The organism is Paenarthrobacter sp. TE3676, from assembly GCF_056279165.1.
In genome coordinates this window covers 285,638-302,021 of sequence record NZ_JBWBQU010000006.1, presented here as the reverse complement: position 1 = coordinate 302,021, position 16,384 = coordinate 285,638, and the positions used below count along the sequence as shown (strand labels likewise).

The 16,384-nt window shown below is 62.4% G+C and carries 15 protein-coding genes and 1 riboswitch; of the genes, 8 read left to right on the top strand and 7 right to left on the bottom strand.

Features of this window, described 5'->3' with window-relative positions; genetic code table 11:
• Positions 1 to 10: 10 nt before the first annotated feature.
• Positions 11 to 1,525, bottom strand: coding sequence for a M15 family metallopeptidase (locus ACZ881_RS16130; RefSeq protein ID WP_476116925.1), 1,515 nt, complete (start codon positions 1,523 to 1,525; stop codon positions 11 to 13).
• Between the two features lie 241 nt (positions 1,526 to 1,766).
• Here ACZ881_RS16130 and ACZ881_RS16125 point away from each other — a divergent pair, with 241 nt between their 5' ends.
• A complete protein-coding gene (locus tag ACZ881_RS16125) occupies positions 1,767 to 2,210 on the top strand; it encodes an SRPBCC family protein (protein ID WP_476116923.1) in 444 nt (147 codons plus the stop codon).
• Positions 2,211 to 2,280: 70 nt separating this feature from the next.
• On the opposite strand, the gene ACZ881_RS16120 is transcribed toward ACZ881_RS16125, so the two are convergent.
• Positions 2,281 to 4,263 carry a CAP domain-containing protein gene (locus ACZ881_RS16120; RefSeq protein WP_476116921.1) on the bottom strand — a complete coding sequence of 661 codons (1,983 nt, stop codon included), beginning with the start codon at positions 4,261 to 4,263 and terminating at the stop codon, positions 2,281 to 2,283.
• A 125-nt stretch (positions 4,264 to 4,388) separates the two neighbouring features.
• On the opposite strand from ACZ881_RS16120, the gene dcd reads away from it, so the two are divergent.
• On the top strand, positions 4,389 to 4,964 hold the full coding sequence (gene dcd, locus ACZ881_RS16115) for a dCTP deaminase (RefSeq protein ID WP_011776299.1): 576 nt from the start codon (positions 4,389 to 4,391) through the stop codon (positions 4,962 to 4,964).
• A 47-nt stretch (positions 4,965 to 5,011) separates the two neighbouring features.
• Here dcd and ACZ881_RS16110 read toward each other — a convergent pair whose 3' ends face one another.
• From ACZ881_RS16110 to ACZ881_RS16100, 3 genes are all read right to left on the bottom strand, one after another.
• Positions 5,012 to 6,211, bottom strand: a complete 1,200-nt coding sequence (locus ACZ881_RS16110) for a cation:proton antiporter (protein ID WP_091469826.1) — start codon at positions 6,209 to 6,211, stop codon at positions 5,012 to 5,014.
• 5 nt (positions 6,212 to 6,216) lie between these two features.
• On the bottom strand, positions 6,217 to 6,699 hold the full coding sequence (locus ACZ881_RS16105; RefSeq protein ID WP_017199499.1) for a cation:proton antiporter regulatory subunit: 483 nt from the start codon (positions 6,697 to 6,699) through the stop codon (positions 6,217 to 6,219).
• Positions 6,700 to 6,763: 64 nt separating this feature from the next.
• On the bottom strand, positions 6,764 to 8,167 hold the full coding sequence (locus tag ACZ881_RS16100; RefSeq protein ID WP_476116917.1) for an MFS transporter: 1,404 nt from the start codon (positions 8,165 to 8,167) through the stop codon (positions 6,764 to 6,766).
• 203 nt (positions 8,168 to 8,370) lie between these two features.
• Between ACZ881_RS16100 and ACZ881_RS16095 the strand changes: the two genes are divergently transcribed.
• The 6 genes from ACZ881_RS16095 to mnhG are packed head-to-tail and all read left to right on the top strand — an operon-like array spanning position 8,371 to position 14,715.
• Positions 8,371 to 11,388, top strand: a complete 3,018-nt coding sequence (locus ACZ881_RS16095; protein ID WP_476116915.1) for a Na+/H+ antiporter subunit A — start codon at positions 8,371 to 8,373, stop codon at positions 11,386 to 11,388.
• Positions 11,385 to 11,885: a Na(+)/H(+) antiporter subunit C gene (locus tag ACZ881_RS16090; protein WP_091469832.1), complete on the top strand. Its 501-nt coding sequence runs from the start codon at positions 11,385 to 11,387 to the stop codon at positions 11,883 to 11,885. The genes ACZ881_RS16095 and ACZ881_RS16090 overlap by 4 nt, the downstream gene beginning before the upstream one ends.
• The gene (locus tag ACZ881_RS16085) at positions 11,882 to 13,495 is read left to right on the top strand and encodes a Na+/H+ antiporter subunit D (protein ID WP_476116912.1); all 1,614 of its coding nucleotides are present in this window, start codon (positions 11,882 to 11,884) and stop codon (positions 13,493 to 13,495) included. The genes ACZ881_RS16090 and ACZ881_RS16085 overlap by 4 nt, the downstream gene beginning before the upstream one ends.
• The gene (locus tag ACZ881_RS16080) at positions 13,492 to 14,058 is read left to right on the top strand and encodes a Na+/H+ antiporter subunit E (RefSeq protein ID WP_179017768.1); all 567 of its coding nucleotides are present in this window, start codon (positions 13,492 to 13,494) and stop codon (positions 14,056 to 14,058) included. The genes ACZ881_RS16085 and ACZ881_RS16080 overlap by 4 nt, the downstream gene beginning before the upstream one ends.
• Complete coding sequence (locus tag ACZ881_RS16075; protein WP_017199493.1) at positions 14,055 to 14,333, top strand: MrpF/PhaF family protein; 279 nt, start codon at positions 14,055 to 14,057, stop codon at positions 14,331 to 14,333. Before ACZ881_RS16080 ends, ACZ881_RS16075 begins: the two co-directional genes overlap by 4 nt.
• The gene (mnhG, locus tag ACZ881_RS16070) at positions 14,323 to 14,715 is read left to right on the top strand and encodes a monovalent cation/H(+) antiporter subunit G (protein WP_178995801.1); all 393 of its coding nucleotides are present in this window, start codon (positions 14,323 to 14,325) and stop codon (positions 14,713 to 14,715) included. The genes ACZ881_RS16075 and mnhG overlap by 11 nt, the downstream gene beginning before the upstream one ends.
• Positions 14,716 to 14,786: 71 nt before the next feature.
• On the opposite strand, the gene ACZ881_RS16065 is transcribed toward mnhG, so the two are convergent.
• Positions 14,787 to 15,047 carry a DUF4235 domain-containing protein gene (locus ACZ881_RS16065; protein WP_017199491.1) on the bottom strand — a complete coding sequence of 87 codons (261 nt, stop codon included), beginning with the start codon at positions 15,045 to 15,047 and terminating at the stop codon, positions 14,787 to 14,789.
• 36 nt (positions 15,048 to 15,083) lie between these two features.
• On the bottom strand, positions 15,084 to 15,773 hold the full coding sequence (locus tag ACZ881_RS16060) for an NUDIX hydrolase (RefSeq protein ID WP_476116909.1): 690 nt from the start codon (positions 15,771 to 15,773) through the stop codon (positions 15,084 to 15,086).
• A gap of 401 nt (positions 15,774 to 16,174) precedes the next feature.
• A riboswitch (TPP riboswitch) is annotated at positions 16,175 to 16,311 on the top strand.
• The last annotated feature ends 73 nt before the right edge of the window (positions 16,312 to 16,384 follow it).

Genomic DNA, 16,384 nt, shown 5'->3' with positions numbered 1-16,384 from the left:
CACCGGACGCCTACTTGAACAGCTTCATGCCATTCCAGCCGTTGCCCACCTGGCGCTGACCGCCCCAGGCCCCGGTCCCCAGACGGTAATCGACGAGGTAGCCATCCACGGTTTGGGCAGTGATGCTGCGCGTGCCCGGACCGGATAAACCGAAGCTCGGAACCAGTGCTTTCATGGTTCCCCACCCGGAACCCACTGTGGTGGGCAGGCCTGCGAAGCCACCCCCGCCGTTGCCGGGATAGCTCAGCAAGTGCCCGGACGTTGTGGTCGCCAGGATGTCGTTGGCGCCGTCGGCATTCCAGTCGGCCATGGTCAGGCCCATGCCCGCCCAGCCACTTCCAATGTCCACCCGGTAGGTCAACGCCCTACCCGAGGTGTTGGGGTAGTATCGGAGCCCGCCATCGGGGAAGTAGCCCACGATGCCTGGATACCCCTGCGCCGCGGACCATTTGCCCACGGTGATAGTCATCTTGTCCCAGTCACCTGTTCCCACCACGATCTGCGTGGAGAACGCACCGCCGGGCCAACCCTTGAACAAGCCCAAGGTGCCGTTGTCCCATTGCGCCAAAATGTCGTAGACGCCATCAGCGTCCCAGTCCACCACGAAGGCCTGCTTCAAGCCCTGCCAGTTGGAACCGATCACCGTGGGGATGCCATAGCCACCACCGCCGTGTGCAGGGTAGCGAAGCAGCCGCCCGGACGAGTCCGCAGCAACCAGGTCCGCGCCTGAGGTGATGCTGGCATACGCAGTGGGGTTGCCGGCGAAATACTGCTCCATGGTGGGGAAGCCACGGCGTTTCATGTCCGTGGCGAGATCCACTCCGACGTAGCGCAGGTGCCACGGCTCATAGCTGTAGCCAGTGACGTTCGTGTAGCCGTTGGGGTAGCGGACAATGAAGCCGTACTTGTGGGCATTCGCTGCCACCCAGATCCCGGCTGGAGTATCCCCGAAACAGGTGCTGAGGCCGCAGGAACCGTTGGCGTTCCCGACGTCGACAGCGAGCCCCGTCTGGTGCTCGCTGTGCCCCGGACGTGCGGAGATCAGGTCCGCCTGTGCTTGGCCGTAGATGCTGACGTAATAGGAGTAGACCTGCTGCTGCTGCGCGTAGGAACGGTAACCGCTCACCACGGCCAACCCGCCCGTGCCGGCATCAGCCGCACCTTGGAACAACCCATTGAGCCAGGCTGCAGCCTCGGCACGCAGGTACTGGCCGGAGCCACGGGCGTTGACCAGGTCGCCGGGCGCGTAGCTCACAGGATTCAAGGGCCGGGACTTGTTGACCAGGACAGAGTAGTTCGCGGGGTCGCCCACAGGATCGACGCTCGGCAGTGGATTCGCAGTGGTCGGTACTGCACTCTGAACGACGACGGCGGCGCGTGCATTGCTCTGTGCCTTAACGGCCGCGGTGGTCGGCACCGTGGTGGTCGGCGCAGCCGTGGCAGGAGCCGCAGTTACCACGCCGCCAGCCACCGCCAGACTGAACAAAGCAGCGCAAGCCGCCAGCCGTCGTCGTGCGTTCCTCATGGAACCCGAGTGGTTTTGACCTCGCATTACGCCCCCAATTTGCTTGTAGTCAGCCGCAGGCACTCTACCCGGCCCACGGACTCCTGTCAGCAGTACCCCGGGAAAATCGGGAGATAACCATTCGGTCAAGGCTCGGCAGTCATGTGTTGCTGGCGGCCGCCGCTGACTATTCTGAAGGTGTTAGCTGCAGCGTATGGGGAACCGGGCTACGACACTCGACCGTACGCCGAAAGAGGTATCCATGGCATTTGCTGCCAATGAAGTGGTGATCAGCAAGGACGCCATGACTGTTTACGGATTCCTCATGGACGGGCTGAACAACTCCCTGTGGCGTTCGGGTGTGCGCAGTATCGCGCTTCGCTCCGGCATTCGCGGCCAAAAAGGTGCCCTCTACCAACAGACGGTTTCCGGCCCCGGCGGCCGCCCCGTAGCCGCCGACTTCCGGATCACCGAAGCCCGCCCGGGAGCCGAAGTCCGTTACGCCGTGGTGGCCGGACCCGCGCGGCCTACCGGAGGTTTCTACCTCAGCACCGAAGGCAACACCACCCGCCTCCGGTTCGCCCTTGAGTACCACCCCAAGGGCCTGCGGAAGCTTATGAATGGCATATTCCAGAAGGCGCTGGAGGGCGAAGTGGCGCAGTTGGAACAACTCAAGGTTGCCATCGAGTCACACTCGGACGCTTAGCCGCGATTGCTGGCGCACGACGCCGGATTGGCGCACGACGCCGACACGCAGGTTGGGTTGGCATGCCTTTCTATTGGGCGAACTTCAGCCCGCCCCAGCCGATGCCGATGGTCACTGGCGTGGTAAGCCGTCCTGTGTTGAGATCCCAATATTCAACGACTCCGTTGCGGTCCAGTCCGGCAACACCCGTCGAGTCGGGACCCGTTACCCCGCGAAGCGCCCTCAAGCCCGTGTAGTCGGTCCATTCAGCGCCCACTACCGGACGGGATTCCTGCTTGGGTGTGCCCAGCCCGCTGCCGCGGTACAGCCTGAGGGTTCCATTGGCCTCAGTGGTGAGGAGGTCCTGGAAGCCGTCGGCGTTGTAGTCCACCATGCTTAGCCTGATCGCTGGGAATCCCGTGCCGATTGCCGCTTGGGCACGGATGTAGGCAAGGCCGGCGTTCTTATAGAGGTACAGGTTGCCGCCCGAATCCATGGCAACGATCTGGGGAAGCCGGTTGTTGGCGCACCAAGTGCCCACGGTGATGTTCAGGGTCCCCCAGCCCTGGCCAAGGGTAAGGGGATCCTTGAACCCACCTGTCTGAAGGCCGGGGTACACCAGCAGGGCGCCGTCGAGTCTTTGGGAGATCAGATCAAACACGCCGTCGCGGTCCCAGTCCGTGATGAAGAGGTCTTTGAGCCCTGTGAAGCCGACGCCGATTCTCTTGCCGCCGCCGTACCTACCGCCACCCCATGATGGGTAGGCAACCACCGAGCCGTCGCCGGCGATCGACACGAGGTCGGCTGCGCTGCTGATGGATGCCGCGCTCAAGTTAAGGGTGGGCGGTTGGTGTTTGCTGCCCGGTTCGCAGACACCCACAGGGTCGGTTGGTGGCGGGACTGTACCGCCCGGGCTTGTGGTGGTCCCTGCCGGCAAAGATGTGTAGCCAAAGAAATTCACTACGCCCCAGAGCGTGTAGCGGTTTGGGGTGGTCTGCCAGTTGCCGTCCGTGTAGGTGATGCCGATGCCCATGACGTTGAACCGGGGATCACGCAGAAGGGCGTCGTGACCGGGAGAACCCTTCCACCACTCCACAAGCTGCGCTGCGTCACGGTCCCAGCGGACAGCGATGACTTCACCCGCCCCGTTGTTGGGGTTGAGAGCCCGGGGATCAGTCCAGAAGTTGGCGCGGTGCTGGATCACCTCACGCGTCGCGATGTTGTTGGACCAGTCCTGAGCCAGGCTGGCCACCGTGGCGTGGTACTTCACAGGAGCCAGGCCGAGCGATGCACGGTAGCTGTTGATCGCGTTGAACACCGTCAGGATCGCAGCTGTGTTGCTGTCCGGGAGGAGCGCCAGCGCGCCGTTCTCCGGATCCACGGTGCTGCTCGGGCTCTTGCCCGGGAAGGGGGTGAGTGTAGGGGTTGGTGTCGCTTCGGGCGTCGCCGTCGGGGCTGGTGAGGCGGTTTCGAGCGTTGGAGTGGGGGACGGACTTCCTGTCGGTGCAGGCGTTTCGGTTGATGGCGATGTTTCGCTGGGGGAAGTTGGTTCTGTTGGTGCGGGCGTTTCGGTTGTAGACGCAGACGGTCCAGGCCCGGCGGCCTGGGCGGATGGTGTTGGTGCGGCGGGAACAGTACCGAGAGTCTCTTGTGGAGACGGCTCCGCTACGGGTGGCTCGGTGGCACCGGGATCCGAGGGGTTTTCAGGCCCCCAGGAGGGCCCGATGTTGGGCACGGGGGGTGGCGTCTCAAACACCGGATCTATAGCGACGGGCCCGCCGTCCGTGTCGGTTCCCGCGCCGGCGCTTGGTGTCGACTCCGGCGTTCCGAGGTCCGGCGCGGGCACTGTGGCGGGGTCCGAGGCGTTGCCAGCCGCCGGGAGGGGCGCTGAAGGTGCGGGGTCCGCCGTCGTGGTTTCCTTTGGTGCCGTCATCCCTGAAGGGACAACGGCCGAAGGTGTGACGGTGGGCCCGGGGACCGTCTGCGTTGACGGGAGAATCTGGCTGGAGGCGGCCACCCCCAGAGCCAATACGCCAGCCAGCACGATAGCGGCAGGCGCAGCCAGTTTTCTCACAATTACCCCGCGAATGCTCGTTGCCCCCAAGTACGGGCGCGGTTCTACATGTCCGGGAACTATAGTCCCATGGGGCGGCGCGGACAATGCATGGGGTATTTGATGCATGGGGTATTTTTGATGCTGTGCTGATCTCTGACCGCGATATTCGTGCCGAAATAGACTCCCAACGGATTGTTCTTGAACCGTACGACCCCGCCATGGTTCAGCCATCTTCCGTTGACGTGCGGATTGACCGGTTTTTCCGGCTCTTCGACAACCATAAATATGCCCACATCGACCCTGCCGAGGAACAGCCCGAACTGACCCGGCTGGTTGAAGTGGAAGGCGACGAGCCATTCATCCTGCACCCCGGGGAATTCGTACTCGGCTCAACCTACGAAACCGTCAGCCTGGCCGACGATATCGCGGCCCGTCTCGAAGGGAAGTCATCCCTTGGGCGCCTCGGGCTGCTGACGCACTCCACGGCCGGATTCATTGACCCCGGTTTCTCAGGTCACGTGACCTTGGAGCTCTCCAACGTGGCAACTCTGCCCATCAAGCTGTGGCCCGGCATGAAAATTGGACAGCTGTGCTTCTTCCGACTGACGTCCTCGGCCGAACACCCCTACGGTTCCGGCGAATACGGCAACCGTTACCAGGGCCAGCGAGGACCCACCGCGAGCCGCAGCCACCAGAACTTCCACCGGACGTCCATCTAGCCTCGGTTGGTGTGCCGAGGGGTAGCTCTCGGCACTTTGGAGACTCGCTACGCTGGTGCGCGCTCCTGTGTCCGCGGGGGAGCTCCCGGCGACTTCCGAATGGCCTTGACCACTGGTTCCACGAAGCGGGCAGCCAGAGGGCCAAGGATGGCCATGATGAGTACATACGCGGTGGCGAGTGCCGCAAGTTCGTCCGGAACTGCCCCGGACGCAACAGCCAGACCAGCGATGACAATGGAGAATTCACCGCGCGCAATCAGGGCAGCGCCAGCGCGGAAACGGCCCGGGACGGCGATGCCGGCCCTCTTGGCAGCCCAGAATCCTGTGAGCATCTTGGTAGCTGCGGTGATGACGGCCAGCACCAGGGCCCAACCAAGGACGGGCGGAATGGACGTCGGATCGGTGTTCAGCCCGAAGGCGACGAAGAAGATCGCTGCGAAGAGATCCCGCAACGGTTCGAGGATTCTGGTGGCGTTGTGGGCGGTGGCACCGGAGATTGCGATGCCCAGCATGAAGGCACCCACTGCGGCGGACACCTGCAGCGCCGAAGCGATGCCGGCCACCAGGAGGGCGAGACCGAGCACGTTCAGCAGGAAGACCTCGGAGTTTTCGCTGTGCACTGCTTGTGAGACCCGGTGCCCGTGCTTGAGGGCGATGACCAGCACCACGGTGACTACTGCAAGGGCAATTCCCACAGTCTGCAGTCCGCCCAGGAACCCCACGCCGGCCAGGATCGCCGTGAGGATCGGGAGGTAGATGGCCATTGCGAGGTCTTCAAAAACGAGAATTGACAGCACCACTGGAGTTTCGCGGTTACCGATCCGGCCGAGGTCCGTGATCACCTTGGCGGCGATTCCGGATGACGAGATATAGGTGACGCCACCCATGACGATGGCGCCCACAAGTCCCCAACCCAGAAGCACGGCGAGTCCCGCGCCCGGAAGGAAGTTGAGGACAAAATCCAGGACGCCGGCCTGCCACGATCGCCGAAGGCCAGTGACGAGCTCCGAGGCCGTATATTCCAATCCGAGCATAAGCAGCAGGAGGATGACGCCGATTTCACCGGAAAGATGGGCGAACTCGTGCATTCCGTCCAACTTGACGAACCCGCCGGCTCCGAAGGCCAAGCCACCCACCAAATAGAGCGGGATGGGGGACATGCCTATTCGGCCCGCTAATCGAGCAAGGAGACCGAGGCAGAAGACGACGGCCCCCAGTTCAACGAGGGCTAGTGCGAGCGGATCCATTCCGGTCAGCCGTTGCGGAGGATGTCGGCTGCCGAGTCAAGACCTTCCTGCGTGCCGACCGCTACGAGCAAATCACCGGTGTGAAGTACGACGTCGGGTGCCGGCGAGGGGACAACCTCACCTTCGCGCATGATCGCCACGATGGAAACACCACTCCGGGTGCGGATCTGCGCCTTGCCCATGGGCTGGTTGACGAAGGGTGAATCCGGGGTGATGGAGAACTGGCGGGTGACGATGCCCGGTATCTCGCGATGTTCTTCTGCCAAGCGCATGGCAATGTGCTGGCCGCCCAAGAGGTTCCCCAGTGTCGATGCTTCGTCTGCTGTCAACGGGATGGAGGCTTGGCACGTGTCGGGGTCGTCCCAGGTGGACACGAACAGCTCGGTCTCACCCTCGCGAAGTTCCACCACACCGATGCGACGGCCCGATGCCGTGACGAAATCCTTGCGGATCCCGAGGCCCGGGAGTTCAGTCTCATCCACGTTCATAGCTACACCCTAACTCTGTTGTATGGGTCTGGTACGGCGATAATGCTCAGCCAGTCCTATGTAGTTAACGCTCAGGGACCACGGCTATTTCCACCTTGGCCGGTGGCTTAACTGGCAGGATCACCAACAGGCCGGCCAGAAGGACCACCATGATTCCCATGATGCCCCAGCGCTGGGCTTCACCTTCTGCCACAAGCGGCGAGGCGATGGCGATACACAGCGTGAAGAGCGTCGGTGCGAGGAAGCTGACGGCCCGCCCAGTGGTCGCGTAGAGCCCGAAAAGCTCCCCGGACTCTCCGTGGGGGGCAAGCCTTGCAAGATATGCGCGTGAGGACGATTGTGCCGGTCCCACGAACAAGCAGAGCAGCAGGCCGAAGACCCAGAACGTAGTGGCACCTGGCCAGTCATTGCCAAAGAAAACGTAGTCGCCGTTACCCAGGACCAGAATGGCCGTGCCTGCGACGAGGAGTCCAATCAGCGAGAGGATAATGACTGCCTTCGGTCCGATCCTGTCGTCAAGGAAGCCTCCAATGATTGCACCGACGGCCGCCACGACGTTGCCGAAGATGGCGAAGAAGATAACGTCCTTGAGCTCGAAGCCGAACGTCCCCGCGGCGATGACGCCGCCGAAAGTAAATACTGCCGCCAAGCCGTCACGGAAAATAGCACTGGAAAGCAGGAAGTAGATGGTGTGGGGGCTGGTCCGATAGATGGCCCCAATGCGGCGGAACAACAACTTGTAGGACGCAATGAAGCCCAGCGACGCGGTGCTTTTCTTCACGGAAACTTCAGGAACAGCGAACATCACGGGAAGGGCGAAGATGAAGAACCATAGTGCCGAGAAGATGGCAACGAGCCGGATGTTCAAGGAGTCCTGCGTTGAAGCGCCAAACCACTCGAAGGAGGGCTGCACGAAGAGCTGAAGAACCAGGAGGAGCGCAACGATGCCGCCCAGGTAACCCATGGCCCAGCCGAAGCCGCTGACCCTGCCGATGTTCCGGGGCGTAGATATCTGGGCCAGCATGGCGTTGTAGTTCACGCCGGCAAACTCAAAGAAGATGTTGCCGAGTGCTATCAGGCATACCCCCAGCAGCAGGAACTCGGGTTGGGGGAACACGAAGAAACAGAGCGCTGTCAGGACAGCTGTTGCGGCGGTGTTGACACCGAGCCACATCTTGCGGCGTCCCCCGGCGTCGGAACGCTGTCCGGTGACGGGAGCCAGCAAGGCAATGGCGAGGCCGGCAACGGCGAGGGCAGCACCGAGCGCGGCCGACGCCGCATCTTCTCCGCCGAACGCATTGGACGTGAGGTAAACGGTGAAGACGAAGGTGGTCATCACCGCTTGGAAGGCAGCTGAGCCCCAGTCCCAGGATGCCCAAGCAAGGATCTGTCCTTTCTTGGAAGCGATGGGTCCTGAGGCAAGCTCGGACGTCGAGTGGGAGGCTTCGGGAACTGCGGCCGCGTTCATAGCTTGAATGCTATAGCGACAGCGGAGAACGGCGGGTAGATGACAGACCGCTATGTGGAGAACGCACCTTTAAGCCATGCGCGCAGTCAGCTTGCCATGCCAAAAACTGTCGGTTCGCCTTGATAAACTAGCTAAACCGAACCCAACGTATGACCGCCTGCTCCAACTTTTGACAATATGTTCCTGACTTTGCGGAGATAACAGTGATCACAGTTCTCGCCATCACCTTTGTAGCGGCAACTGTGGCGCCTTTGATCTTCAGCAAACTCGGCAGGAATGCCTTCTATGCTCTTGCAGCGGTCCCCGCAGGTGCCTTCATTTGGCTGCTTTTCCAGTACGGCCCTGTATATTCCGGTGGTGGCATAGAAGAAGTCATCCCATGGATTCCCAGCCTGAAGCTTGAGCTCGCCTTCCGTATGGATCCCTTGGCCTGGGTGATGTCCTTACTGATCCTCGGAGTGGGATCCCTGGTTTTGGTTTATTGCGCCAGGTACTTCAAGAACAAGGACGCCGGCCTGGGCGGATTCGGCGCTCAACTGCTCGCTTTTGCCGGGGCCATGTTCGGTTTGGTGACCTCCGATGACCTGCTGATGCTCTTCATCTTCTGGGAGCTCACCACCATCCTTTCCTATCTGCTGATCGGCTACGCCCGCACACGTCTGGCGGCGCGGCGTTCTGCACTGCAGGCACTCATGGTCACAACCGCGGGTGGCCTCGCCATGCTCGTCGGCCTCATCATCCTGGGTCAGGCCGCAGGAACCTATCGCATTTCGGCGATACTGGACCAAGCCGGGCCGCTCATGGCCGGACCGATGCAGGGAGCGGTGGCCACCGCCGTCGTACTTATCCTGGCTGGCGCCGTAACCAAATCGGCGCTTGTTCCGTTCCATTTCTGGCTTCCAGGTGCCATGGCAGCGCCCACCCCCGTGAGCGCGTATCTTCACGCTGCCGCGATGGTCAAAGCCGGCATCTACATCGTGGCTCGCCTTGCTCCCGGGTTTTCGACGTCGGAGTTTTGGCTTCCCGTGGTTCTGGGGCTGGGCTTGGCCACCATGCTCGTGGGTGGTTACCGGGCCCTACGCCAGACCGACATCAAACTGATCCTTGCCTACGGCACGGTCAGCCAGCTCGGCTTCCTCACCATGGTGGTGGGATTGGGACGTCCCGACGCTGCCCTGGCCGGACTCGGACTGCTGCTGGCGCATGGCTTGTTCAAGGCCGCGCTGTTCCTGGTAGTGGGCATCATCGATCACCAGTCCGGGACCCGCGATATCCGTAAGCTTTCCGGCGTTTTCCGTTCGTCGCGGGCGCTGGGTGTTGTGGCCGCCATCGCAGCGGCGTCCATGGCCGGTGTGCCACCCTTGGCAGGTTTCGTAGCCAAAGAGTCAGTGTTTGAAGCCTTCGTCCACTACGGCACCGGTGATGGCGCTCCAGCGTGGGGCATCTTGATCCTGGTGGGCCTGGTCATCGGATCGATCCTGACGTTCGCCTACAGCGCCCGGTTCATGTGGGGAGCCTTTGCCGTCAAGCCCGGCGTGGAACCTACCCCGTTCAAGCCCATCAAACCGGCATTCCTGGCAGCACCGGCCATCCTTAGTTTGCTCACTATCGTCTATGGATTATGGCCAACGCCCGTGGACACCTGGATCCAGCCTTACGCAGCGCTGTTCGCTGACGGTCCGGACGCGGTCGACGCCGGACACTTGGCTTTGTGGCATGGCGTCACCCCCGCGTTGGGCCTGACAGCCCTGACGTTCGCGGCCGGTGCCGCGATGTTCTACTGGCGCAACCTCGTTGCCCGTGCCCAAAGCCTGGTCCCGGACTGGGTGGACGGCGACAGGGCTTACCAGAACACCATCGGCGCGCTGGACGACATCGCGGTTTGGGTGACAGGCCGCACGCAGCGTGGTTCGCTGTACTTCTACCTCGCGGTGATCCTCACCGTGGCATTCGCGGTTCCGATGACGGCGCTGATCGTGGCGAACAAGCCCCTGCCGGACGGCATGTACTTCATCGACCCGAACTCGCCCCTGCAAGTAGTGGCAGGCATCGGCATCGTGGTGGGTGCCCTGGCTGCCGTCCGGGCCAACAAGCGTTTCCTCGCCGTGCTCATGGTGTCCGTCACGGGTTACGGCATTGCCCTCATGTTCGCACTCCAAGGCGCACCGGACCTCGCACTGACCCAAATGCTGGTGGAAACCATTGTGCTGGTTGCTTTCGTGCTGGCCATGCGCAGCCTGCCCGCTGAGTTGAGGGACAGGACCGGGGGTCGGCTCAGGGTAATCCGTGTGATCATTGGTGCGGCCTTTGGCATCACCATGATTTTCGTGGCGATTTACGCCATGGGCGCGCGCGTTGCCACCCCCATCTCACTGGACTTCCCGCGGTTGGCCTATGAAGGCGGCGGGGGACTGAACGTGGTCAACGTGACCCTGGTGGATATTCGCGCCTGGGACACGTTCGGTGAGATCTCGGTGCTCGCGATTGCTGCCACCGGTGTAGCCAGCCTGATCTTCGTCCGCAGCCGCGGCGACCGGATCAAGACTTCGGAGGCCGTGCCCGAAGGCAGCGTCGGGCGACGCACCGGCGTCGACCGTGACTCCCGCGACGGCGCCACCTTGGCCGTGGCGAAGAAGTTCACCGACGTGAGCCGCGATGCGTGGCTGGTTGCCGGCCGTACCCTGGCCCCCGAACGGCGCTCGATCATCTTCGAAGTAGTGACCAGACTGATCTTCCACTCCATGATCGTGTTCTCCATTTATCTTCTCCTCGCCGGGCACAACCTGCCGGGCGGCGGCTTTGCCGGCGGCCTCACCGCCGGGCTCGCACTGACAATCCGCTACCTGGCCGGTGGGCGGTTCGAGTTGAGCGAGGCAGCCACCGTCAGCGCGGGGACCCTTTTGGGGACAGGACTTGCGACGGCGGCCGCTTCCGGTGTGGTGCCGCTCTTCCTGGGAGGACAGGTGTTCCAGAGCGCCATTATCGAGTTCTGGCTACCGGTCTTCGGTGACGTCAAGTTCGTCACTTCCACCATTTTCGACATTGGCGTTTACGTCGTGGTGGTGGGGTTGGCGCTCGATGTCCTTCGGAGCCTCGGTGCCGAGATCGACGAACACTTTGAAGGCAAGGGGGCCCCGCTGGCTGAGGAAGATGCCGCCGGGCATGCCGACCTCGCCGAGGAAGCCGCCGAATCCGCTGCATCCGGGAAGGGCAACGCATGAGCATCAACCTGACCCTGCTGATCGTCATGGGCGTCCTGTACGCCTGCGGGATCTATTTGATCCTGGAACGCAGCCTGACGCGCGTGCTGTTGGGTTTGATGCTGCTGGCAAATGCCACCAACATCCTGATCCTGAGCACGGGAGGGTACGCAGGCCTTGCCCCCTTGTTCGATAAGGAAACGAACCCGGAAACATACAACGATCCTTTGCCCCAGGCCCTGATCCTGACGTCGATCGTCATTTCGTTCGCTGTCACCGCCTTTATGCTCGGCATCATTTACCGCACATGGGTCCTGGCTCGCCAGGATGAAATCCAGGATGACCTCGAAGACGTCCGCGTGGCCAAGACTCCGAGCTTCGATGCGGAGGACGACGCCATCGTCCCGCTGGAAACGTCCGAATTCGCCATCACCCCGGCCAGCCCTGCAAATAAGGACAGGCCCGACGCGACCGAAACCCCCAACACGGCCTCGAACCAGGAAGGAGGCAGCGCGTGAATCTCGCAAACCTGTCGCCGCTAGCTGTCCTCCTACCGATCCTTGGCGCTGCCTTGGCATTCCTGCTGATCCGGCACCACAGCGCACAACGGGTAGTGAGCATTGGCATCCTGAGCGCGACCCTCCTCCTCGAATGCCTGCTCCTGGTCTCCGTGTGGGACGGCGGCACAACGTCCGTCACGCTGGGCGGATGGCTGCCGCCGTGGGGCGTGGTCCTCGTGGTGGACCAGTTCTCTTCGCTGATGCTGGTGGTTTCCACTGTGGTCAGCCTGGCGGTGCTCATCTACGCGACCGGCCAGGGTATGGCCGACGGCGACCAGGAAGCACCGGTCTCGATCTTCCACCCCACCTACCTGATCCTGGTGGCGGGCGTGTCCAATGCGTTCCTGACCGGTGACCTCTTCAACCTCTACGTCGGTTTCGAAATCCTCCTGACGGCCAGTTACGTCCTCATGACACTGGGCGGAACCGGACCGCGCATCCGGGCGGGCGTCACCTACGTTGTGGTTTCCGTAGTGTCGTCCGTGCTGTTCCTCATCGCTATCGCCATGATCTACGGTGCCACCGGAACCATCACCATGGCGGACCTTGCCATCAAACTTGCCGAACTGGATCAGGGCACGCAGAACCTTCTGCACGTGATGCTGTTGGTGGCGTTCGGCATCAAGGCAGCAGTCTTCCCTTTGTCGTTCTGGCTTCCAGACTCTTATCCGACTGCGCCCGCTCCAGTCACCGCCGTGTTCGCCGGGTTGTTGACCAAAGTGGGCGTATACGCCATGGTCCGCACGGAAACACTGCTGTTCCCCGGGGATACCCTCAACGTCCCGCTGATGGTGGTGGCGCTACTCACCATGATTGTCGGAATTCTGGGCGCCTTGGCCCAGAGCGACATCAAACGTCTCCTGTCCTTCACACTTGTTAGCCACATCGGCTATATGGTGTTTGGCCTCGCCATGAGTTCCGTGGCCGGATTGGGTGCTGCGGTTTTCTACGTTGCGCACCACATCACCGTGCAGACCAGCCTGTTCCTGGTCACAGGTCTCATAGAGCGGCGCGGCGGCAGCTCGTCCATTGACCGTTTGGGTGGCCTTGCGAAGCTCTCGCCATTGCTTGCGTTGTTGTTCTTTGTTCCGGCCATGAACCTTTCGGGCATTCCGCCGTTCTCCGGCTTCCTCGGAAAGCTGGGGCTGCTGCAGGCCGGCGTGGAGTTGGGGACACCCTTGGCAATCGTGCTGGTGGTGGGTGGCGTTGTCACCAGCCTCCTGACGTTGCTGGCCATCGCGCGTGTCTGGAACAGGGCGTTCTGGCGCAAACCCGAGGACGCAGAATACCCGGACCCTGTGCTGATGACCCCCGGCAATGTGGGCGTCCTGCCCCGCACCATGGTTGGCTCCACGGCGGGTCTGGTGGTGTTCGGGGTGGCGCTCACTGTATTCGCCGGGCCGCTATTCAAAGTTGCTGACGGTTCCGCCGGGATCATGCTGGACCGCTCAGCGTACATCCACTCGGTCCTGGGCGATTCCGTTGAGGTGCCGCCGTTGGCACAAACAGACGAACCGCGGACGGGCGAAGCACCGTCAGTTGAGACACAGCCGGGTGATGCCAAGTGAGCCGCAAACCCATCTCCTTCCGCACGGAGTTGCCGCTCCTCGTCTGGTTGGTCATCGTGTGGGGCGCGCTGTGGCGGGACTTCAGCCCGGGCAACCTGTTGTTCGGTGCCCTGATCGCCGTGCTGGTGGCCAAACTGTTCTACCTCCCGCCCGTGGAGCTCAGTGGCAGGTTCAACATTCTGCGCGCTATTCCCTTCGCCCTGATGTTCCTCGGCAAAGTGGTGGCAGCGAGCTTCCTGGTTCTGTACCTGGCTGTAGCCAAAGGACCCACGGTGCGTAGCGCCGTCGTCGCCGTTCCGTTGCGGAGCCATTCAGACCTGATGGTGACAGCTACCGGGCACGTGATCTCGTTGATCCCGGGCTCACTGGTGGTGGAAGTGGACCGCTCAACGTCCACGCTGTACCTGCACGCGCTCAACATTTATGAGGAAGCGGACATCGACAAGATCCGCGAGGAAACCCAAGTCATTGAGGCGAGATTGATCCGCATCATGGGCACACGCGAAGAAGTCGCAGCCCTCAATGCAGAACAGCGCCCGGGAATGGAAGGGGCAACGCTATGAAGGAATTCGTACTCGTGGCAACGGCTGTGATCCTTAGCCTCGCCGCGGCAGGGGCAATTGTCCGGATCGCTATCGGTCCGTCCTTGCTGGATAGGGTTCTGGCATCGGATGTCTTGCTGGCGATCCTGGGTGCCGCCCTGGCAATCGACATGGCAATGAACAAGCATCTGAACAACTTGATGCTGCTGGTGGCCCTCGCGGTGATCGGGTTCATTGGCTCGGTGACCGTGGCCCGGTTCGTAGCCGAACGGAGGGAGCAGAGCAATGAATCCTGATGCCACCGGCTTGGATTTTGTGATCGACGCCGTCACTGCACTGTTCCTGGTGGTGGGCGCACTGATGTCCCTCGGCGCTGCTATTGGCTTGTTGAGATTTCCGGACCTCATGAGCCGCATGCACGCGGCCACCAAGCCGCAGGTTTTGGGTCTGTTCCTCATGCTGGCTGCGATCGGCCTCCAGATGCGGACCTGGTGGGTATGGCCAGTCCTTCTGGTGGCGTGGATTTTCCAGCTCCTGACGGCCCCGGTTTCCGCTCACATGGTGGGCCGCTCCGCCTACCGCACCAAGCACGGGCATCGCGAAATGCTCACCAAGGATGAACTTGAAGCGGTTGTGCAGCGGGCGGCCGCGGGGCAAGAGCCCGGGAACCAGCGCTAGCAGCAGCGGAAACAACGAACGCCGGGACTACCCTCATGGGTGATCCCGGCGTTGTGTTGTGGTGCGGTTGCCTAGACGATGTCGTGGGTCTTGGCGAAGCGTGCAATGGCGCGCTGCGTGCCCCTGCTCGCCAGGACCTGGATGAGTGTACTGACGAAGGCTGAAATCAGCGCGAAAGTCAGGGCCGAGCGAAGACTCGATTCCATGTCGTCGTTGCCCAAGGGTGGCTTGTTGCCCGTGGCCTTTTCCCACCCTTTGTTGACAAGTTTGGTACCTACGAAGCCTGCTCCGAGACTTACTCCGGCGCCGATCAGCTTGAAGAAGAGGTTCATGCTCCCAGCCTAACCGGCTCCAGCTCGTTCCAAGCGCTAGCGGCGGTTTTCCCGCTCCTTGAGGAAGGCAGCCATGGAGCCGACAGGTGCCAGTACCGGAACAACATCGTGTTCGGCCGACCAAAGAGCATCCACGGTGGCGAACCCGGCGATTTCTTTGAGCAGGTAGTACGTGGGCGGCATCAGCTTCAGGGTGCCCGCGGCCTCCGCCATAAGAATGTCCGCTACCGGCATCCACAGTGATTGCCAGGCCTCCGTGGTCTGGTGCCGGGGTTCGGCCGCCGGGGAGGGCTTGGCAACATAAAAGTAGGTGTCGAATCGCTTGGGCATGTCTGTCGGCGTGATCCAGTTGGCCCACGGGCGGAGGTCAGAGGCGTCGATGCTGAGCCCGGCTTCCTCCTTGACTTCACGGATTGCGGCGGAAAGCACCGTTCCGGCGTTCTTGGTGGCCTCGCCCGCGCCACTGCAGATGGAGCTCTGCTGCCAGTCCGCCGCGTGGCGTTGAAGCAGGTCCGAGGGGTAGTCCCAGCCGGACTCGTCCGCGGCATCCACCCGTCCACCGGGGAAGACCACCATGCCGGCGGCGAAGTCCATGGTGCTCACCCTGTGCTGGACAAAGGCTTCGAGTCCGCCCGGGGCGTCACGGAGGAGGATGACGCTCGCGGCCAGGCGCGGCTGGGGCACTTCTGTGGGAAGGGGGAGGTCTTGCTGGGGAAGGTCAGTCATGAAGGTGCCCCTTTGCCGCGGTGGATTCTGCTGGTTCATTCTCTCAGGTCTCGTTGTGGGGCCTGGTGTGCAGGGAATGGCGTGGGGTAAGGGTGCAGAGCGGGCCTCGCAACGCACCCCCGTCTTGTTGTGGGGCCTGGTGTGCAGGGAATGGCGTGGGGGAAGGGTGCAGAGTGGGCCTCGCAACGCACCCCCGTCTCGTTGTGAGGCCTGGTGTGCAGGGAATGGTGTGGGGGATGGGTGCAGAGTGGGCCTCGCAACGCACCCTCGGGAAGCCCTCGCAACGCACCCCCGGAAGCCCTGGAACGCACCACCACTGCCGATTATGACCGCCTGCCGGCAACAGACCAACACCCGCCACAGACTCAGGTGTAAACTGAACCAGCCCATCGGGGCAGATTTAATAACGACAGGGGAGCGCCGCCGTCGGACTCTGCAGAGATGCAGGAGACGCGAGGGCGCTGAGAGTGCGGACAGCCGCAGACCCTCGAACCTGATCCGGTTAGTACCGGCGCAAGGGAGTCGAGCTTCTCAGAGTGTCCGGACCCGGGTGGCGCAGGCCAGCCGGATTCCGGGGAGCACTTTCCCCTCCTGTAACCTCAGGAGGCAGA

Coding starts and splice junctions, on each gene's coding strand:
- ACZ881_RS16130 (WP_476116925.1), bottom strand. CDS start 1,525: ATGAGGAACGCACGACGACGGCTGGCGGCTTGCGCTGCTTTGTTCAGT.
- ACZ881_RS16125 (WP_476116923.1), top strand. CDS start 1,767: ATGGCATTTGCTGCCAATGAAGTGGTGATCAGCAAGGACGCCATGACT.
- ACZ881_RS16110 (WP_091469826.1), bottom strand. CDS start 6,211: ATGGATCCGCTCGCACTAGCCCTCGTTGAACTGGGGGCCGTCGTCTTC.
- ACZ881_RS16105 (WP_017199499.1), bottom strand. CDS start 6,699: ATGAACGTGGATGAGACTGAACTCCCGGGCCTCGGGATCCGCAAGGAT.
- ACZ881_RS16100 (WP_476116917.1), bottom strand. CDS start 8,167: ATGAACGCGGCCGCAGTTCCCGAAGCCTCCCACTCGACGTCCGAGCTT.
- ACZ881_RS16090 (WP_091469832.1), top strand. CDS start 11,385: ATGAGCATCAACCTGACCCTGCTGATCGTCATGGGCGTCCTGTACGCC.
- ACZ881_RS16075 (WP_017199493.1), top strand. CDS start 14,055: ATGAAGGAATTCGTACTCGTGGCAACGGCTGTGATCCTTAGCCTCGCC.
- mnhG (WP_178995801.1), top strand. CDS start 14,323: ATGAATCCTGATGCCACCGGCTTGGATTTTGTGATCGACGCCGTCACT.
- ACZ881_RS16065 (WP_017199491.1), bottom strand. CDS start 15,047: ATGAACCTCTTCTTCAAGCTGATCGGCGCCGGAGTAAGTCTCGGAGCA.
- ACZ881_RS16060 (WP_476116909.1), bottom strand. CDS start 15,773: ATGACTGACCTTCCCCAGCAAGACCTCCCCCTTCCCACAGAAGTGCCC.